General features: G+C 70.7%; 4 protein-coding genes and 1 pseudogene. All 5 read left to right on the top strand.

Features of this window, described 5'->3' with window-relative positions; genetic code table 11:
- The first annotated feature begins 226 nt into the window (after positions 1-226).
- Complete coding sequence (locus ACWDGI_RS43490) at positions 227-1,555, top strand: Dyp-type peroxidase (protein WP_450768587.1); 1,329 nt, start codon at positions 227-229, stop codon at positions 1,553-1,555.
- A 36-nt stretch (positions 1,556-1,591) separates the two neighbouring features.
- Positions 1,592-2,764 (top strand): DUF4331 family protein, encoded by a 1,173-nt coding sequence (locus ACWDGI_RS43485; protein WP_450768586.1) that lies wholly within the window; start codon positions 1,592-1,594, stop codon positions 2,762-2,764.
- Positions 2,761-3,834: a tetratricopeptide repeat protein gene (locus ACWDGI_RS43480; RefSeq protein WP_450768585.1), complete on the top strand. Its 1,074-nt coding sequence runs from the start codon at positions 2,761-2,763 to the stop codon at positions 3,832-3,834. Before ACWDGI_RS43485 ends, ACWDGI_RS43480 begins: the two co-directional genes overlap by 4 nt.
- A gap of 215 nt (positions 3,835-4,049) precedes the next feature.
- Positions 4,050-5,096, top strand: coding sequence for a zinc-binding dehydrogenase (locus ACWDGI_RS43475; RefSeq protein WP_450768584.1), 1,047 nt, complete (start codon positions 4,050-4,052; stop codon positions 5,094-5,096).
- A gap of 95 nt (positions 5,097-5,191) precedes the next feature.
- Positions 5,192-5,503, top strand: a pseudogene (locus ACWDGI_RS43470) (GTP cyclohydrolase); the annotation flags it as partial.

Genomic DNA, 5,503 nt, shown 5'->3' with positions numbered 1-5,503 from the left:
CCAGGAGGTCCTGGACGACCCCGCCGCCGAGGAGGCCCTCCAGCACCCGGCCCTCCAGCCCCTGCTCGCCCAGGCCGCCAGCTGACCCACCCCACCCCCCCGGACGGGGCGCCACCCGCGCCAGATGTGCGCGGCGCCCCGCCCCCTCCGGGCAGGGGCGGCGTCCCCGCCCCCTCCACGACCCGCGTGACGACTCCGTCCACGCAAGACAGTTCTGGAAGGCATCATGAGTATCGAGAAGGGCAGCACCCTGGAGCTCGACGACATCCAGGCCGCCGCTCTGGAGCCACGGCCGACGCCCTACGCGGGCGCCTACCTCGTCCTGCGCATCGACGACCGGCGGCAGGGGCGCGAGCTGCTGCGGCGGCTCACCCCCGCCCTCGACTCGGTCGCCGCGTTCGACCCCGAGCGTCAGGTCTCGCTCGCCGTGGCACTCAGCTTCCAGGGTCTGAAGGCCTTGGGGGTGCCCGAGGAGTCGCTGGCCACCTTCCCGGAGGAGTTCAGGGAGGGCATGGCCGCGCGGGCGGAGTACATCGGGGACGTCGGGGAAAGCGCGCCGGAGAACTGGGAGGCCCCGCTCGGTTCGAAGGACGTGCACATCGTCCTGGCCGGACTCGCCCCGGACACCGCCCGCCTGGAGACGGTCCTCCTCCTGGTCCGCGACGCCCTGCGCGATCTGCCCGGCGTCGTCGCCATCTGGCAGCAGGGCGTGCACGTCGGACCGGACGAGAAGGAACCGTTCGGGTTCCGCGACGGCATCGGTCAGCCGGCGATCGAGGGTACGGGCATCCCCGGTACCAATCCGCATGAAGAGCCGCTGAGGGCAGGCGAGTTCGTCACCGGATACAAGGACGAGACCCACGGCGTCACACCCGTCCCGCAGCCCGAGGTGCTCGGGCGCAACGGAACGTACGTGGCCTTCCGCAAGCTGCACACGCGAGTGGCCGACTTCCGTACCTACCTCCACGAGCGCGCCACCGACACGGCCGACGAGGAGCTGCTGGCGGCCAAGTTCATCGGCCGATGGCCCAGTGGCGCCCCGCTCGCGCTGACGCCGGACAAGGATGATCCGGAACTCGGTGCCGATCCCGAGCGCAACAACGCGTACCTGTACGGCGACGACCCGGAGGGGCTCAAGTGCCCCGTGGGCGCCCACGCCCGGCGCATGAACCCGCGGGACGCGGTCGTCACCGGTGAGGTGCGCCTGCACCGCATGATCCGGCGCGGTACCACCTATGGTCCGCCGCTGCCCAAGGGCGTGCTGGAGGACGACGGCGCCGACCGCGGCATCATGTTCGCCTTCGTCGGAGCGCACCTGGACCGGCAGTTCGAGTTCGTCCAGCGGCAGTGGGTGAACGACGGCAAGTTCATCGGGGCGCCCGCGGAGAAGGACCCGCTGATCGGCATGAACGACGAGGGCGGGTTCACCGTCCCGCGCAAACCGATCCGCCGCCGCTTCAAGGGGCTGCCGCCGTTCGTCGTCAACCGGGGTGGCGAGTACTGCTTCATGCCCGGACTGTCGGCGCTGCGCTGGATCGCCGACCTCGACACCTGACATCCCTCACAAGCAACAAGACAAGGAGCGTTTCTCATGGCTGACCACTTCTCCGGACCGCGTGCCATCGCGGACCCGGCGTCCGACATCTGCGACGTGTACGCCTTCCCGAGCCCGGAGCGGCCGGGAAACCTGGTGCTCGTCCTCAACGTGCTCCCGGCCTCGGCCCCCACGGCCCTGTTCTCCGACGTGATCACCCACCGTTTCCGCGTCCGCCCGATCGCGTCCGTGAGTGAGGGCGCAGCCGCGGCGTTCCATGTCGGCGAGGACGAGTACGTCTTCGACTTCACCTTCGACGCCCCTCAGCAGGTCGGCGGCACGGACACCCTGGTGCAGGCGGGCACGTGCCAGGCACCCGGCGGCCGGAAGGTCTCCTTCCAGGTCGGCAACGAGGTGCCCGCCGAGGCCGATGGACTGAAGATCTTCGCCGGGTCACGGCTCGACCCGTTCTTCATCGACTTCGTGGGTGTGATCGCCACCGAAGCGACGGGGGAGCTGGCCTTCAGGTCTGATGCCGGCAACGTTCTGGAGGGCCTGAACGCGCTGAGCATCGTGCTCGAAATCGACGCCGCGGTGCTCGGCCCGGCCGCGGGCTCGCTGGTGGCGGTCGTCGGCGAGACCCTGACCACCGGTGGTGGACGCCCGGTCCGGCTGGAGCGCATGGGCCGGCCGGAGATCAAGAACGTGATCATGTCGCCCAAGAAGTTCGACACCGTCAACAGCGATCTGGAGATCCGCGACCTCTTCAACGAGGAGGACACCTTCAGCGTGCGGCCGGACTATGCGGGCGCTTACCGCGCACGGCTCAATGCGAACCTGGCCTTCTACGACGGCCTGGACGGCAAGACCGCCTGGCCGCTGGACGAGCAGGGTGCTCACCCGCTGACCGAACTGCTGCTGGCGGACTTCCTCGTCGTCGACCTGTCCAAGCCCTTCTCCGAGGACGGCTGTTTCGAGATCGAGACCGCCCTGCTCGCCGGCCGCCCGCACACGACCTGTGGTGGCCGGTCGCTCAACGACGACATCGTGGACACCCTCTACACGCTGGTGGTGGGCGGCGTCGACGGTGAACGCATCAGTGACGGCGTCGACCAGCCGACCAAGCCGGCCACGCAGACCTTCCCCTACCTCAACGCTCCCAACGGGACCCCGCCGGACCTGGGCGCCCGTCTGGCCGCGCTGATGCCTCCCCCCGGGGAAGCGGCATGACCGGGGCGTCTCCCCAGGAGTGCGAGCCGGTCACCACGAACGGCACCATCGCCGTGACGAATCTGCACGGACAGATCGACGGCCTGGCCGTACGGCTCAGCCGTGCGGGTGCCGGGGAGACGCCGGGGGCCTCGTCGGCGGTGGCGCAAGGGGCGGCCCTGATCGACCTGCTCAACCTCCGAGGCCACATCCTGGCCCGCGTCGCCGACTACGAACGGGCTGCGGAACTCGCTGAGGGGCTCGTACGCGTCGCACCCGAGGACGGCACGGCCCTGCTCGCCCGCGCCAGGACGCGGGCGACCCTGCACCGCTTCGCCGAGGCCGTTGCCGACCTCGGCGAAGCCGGCCGGAGGGGCGTGGACGAGGCCACCCTGGACGCGGAACGAGCAGTCGTCCTACAGGCACTCGGCTGCTACGCGGATGCCATGGCTCTGATCCGCAAATCGGCGGATCGGCAGAGCGACTTCACGACGCTCGGCGCGCTCGCCGTGCTCCAGGCGGAGCGCAGGGAGGTCACCGAGGCGGACCGGCTGTTCGGCGAGGCACGGCGTCACTATCGGGGCACCTCGCCGTTTCCGCTCGCCCAGCTGGACTTCCGGCGCGGTGTGATGTGGCACCGCGAGGGCGATCTCGATGCCGCGCGCTCGTGCTACGAGGCCGCCCGGCGCCGGGTGCCCGACTACGCGCCGGCGCAGGGCCACCTGGCCGAGGTCGAGCTGCTGCGTGGAGACCCCCAGGCCGCCGTCGCTCTCCTGCGTCCCCTCACCTGGGCCAGCGACGACCCCGAGTACAGCGGGCACCTCGCAGCCGCGTTGGACGCGTGCGACAGGTTTCACGAGGCGAACCAGTGGCGCGAGCGCGCGGCGGCGGGTTACGCGGAACTGGTGCTGCGTCACCCGGAGGCCTACGCCGACCACGCCGCCGACTTCTGGCTCACGGTGGGGGCCGATGTCGAGCGGGGGCTCGAACTGGCGCTGCGGAACCTCGCGTTCCGCCAGACAGCCCGAGCCCACGCCCTGTTCCAGCGCGCCGTCCTGGCGCAGAACCGAGTCCCCCAGACTGCCCCATAGCCGCCTGGCGGCGATGCCGGCGCCATGGAGCACCGACGGGGTCGGCCGGACGGACCGGCATGCCGTCCGGCCGGCCCCGCACCAGCCCGCCGGGGCACATGTGACTCGGTCTCTCACCGACTGAGCCCCCTGGCAGCGCCCCTCACCCCTCTGTGGTCCCACGGACCGCGCAGCACTCCACATCAGCAACCCACTACCCGGGAAGGCCCAAAACGATGGACACCATGCTGGCAGGACGCGTCCACCTGGACACGAAGAAGTTCGTCATGGAGGAGATCCCGGTCCCCGTGCCCGGACCGGGCGAAGTACTGATCGAAGTGAAGGCGGCGGGCGTCTGCCTCTCCGACCTCCACCTCATCGACGGCAGCATCACGCCGCTGCACTTGAACTCCGACGTGCTCACCCTCGGGCACGAGATCTCCGGCGTCGTCCACTCCCTGGGCCCCGGCCTCAAGCGCGACCTGGCCGTCGGCACCCGGGTCGCCCTGCAGGCGGGTCAGCCCTGCGGCGAGTGCGCCCGCTGTGTCAGCGGCGGCACGTGCGTGTCGTTCCGCGGCCGCGGCGTCGACTACGACGGTGGCTGGTCCCAGTACACGATCGCCCGTGAGGACACCGTCGTCCCCATCCCCGACACACTCCCCTTCGACCAGGCGGCGATCATCCCCGACGCCGTTTCCACCTCGTACGCGGCCCTGGTCGACACCGTGCAGGTGCGTTCCGCCCAGGCCGTGGGCATCTGGGGAGTGGGCGGGGTGGGGGCCCATGCCGTCCGGCTGGCCCGCATGATGGGTGCCACGCCGATCATCGCCGTCGACCCGCTGCCCAACGCCCGTGCGCGAGCCCTCGCGTTCGGCGCCGATGTCGCGCTCGACCCGGCCGACCCCGGTTTCGAGGAATCCGTGCTGCGGGCCACCGACGGCCTGGGCCTGGACCACGCCTTCGACTTCGCGGGCGTTCCCCGGGTCCGGGAGCAGGCGTCGCCCCTCCTCGGAAACCACGGTGCGCTCGTCCTGGTGGGTATCACGACCGAGCCGCTGAAGATCTCGGAGAAGATGACCTTCAACCTGAAGAACAAGAAGGTGTTCGGACACTACGGATCCTCGTTCGACCACGTCTACGAGCTGATCCGGTTGGCCGGCAGCGGCCGTCTCGACCTGGCTCCGTCCATCACCGACCACATCTCCCTGGCCGACGCCCCCGAGGCGATCCACCGCCTGGAGAACAAGATCGGCGATCCGATCCGCCTCATCCTCGTTCCCTGAGGAGTCGACCGACGGCGATGGGCCGACCCCGGCGATGGAGCCGGCCCATCGAGCGACCAACCCTCCGCACCGCCGCCCGGGAGAAGCAGACCGACATGCGCGACTCAGGCAACGCCACCGCATCCAGATACAGCAGCAATCCGACGAGCCTGTCGGCAGCCACGCTGCGCACCCGCGTGACGGTCCCGCTCCGCTTCGGCGACGGCCATACGGTGACCGCCGACCTCGCAACCTTCCACCACCTCGCCGACGGGCGGGAACATGTGGCCGTCGTGCTCGGCGACCCCGCGCCCGGCACGCTCCCGCTGGTCCGGCTGCACTCCGAGTGCCTGACCGGCGACGTCTTCGGCTCGGCCCGCTGCGACTGCGGACCCCAGCTGCGCGAGGCCGTCGAGCGCATCGCGGAG

Source organism: Streptomyces sp. NPDC001220 (genome assembly GCF_053597895.1).
The sequence above is the reverse complement of the archived record's forward strand: the minus strand, read 5'-3'. Positions and strand labels throughout refer to the sequence as shown.

Bases quoted from the DNA above. Each gene is read 5' to 3' on its own strand.
- ACWDGI_RS43490 (WP_450768587.1), top strand. From the start codon at position 227: ATGAGTATCGAGAAGGGCAGCACCCTGGAGCTCGACGACATCCAGGCC.
- ACWDGI_RS43485 (WP_450768586.1), top strand. From the start codon at position 1,592: ATGGCTGACCACTTCTCCGGACCGCGTGCCATCGCGGACCCGGCGTCC.
- ACWDGI_RS43480 (WP_450768585.1), top strand. From the start codon at position 2,761: ATGACCGGGGCGTCTCCCCAGGAGTGCGAGCCGGTCACCACGAACGGC.
- ACWDGI_RS43475 (WP_450768584.1), top strand. From the start codon at position 4,050: ATGGACACCATGCTGGCAGGACGCGTCCACCTGGACACGAAGAAGTTC.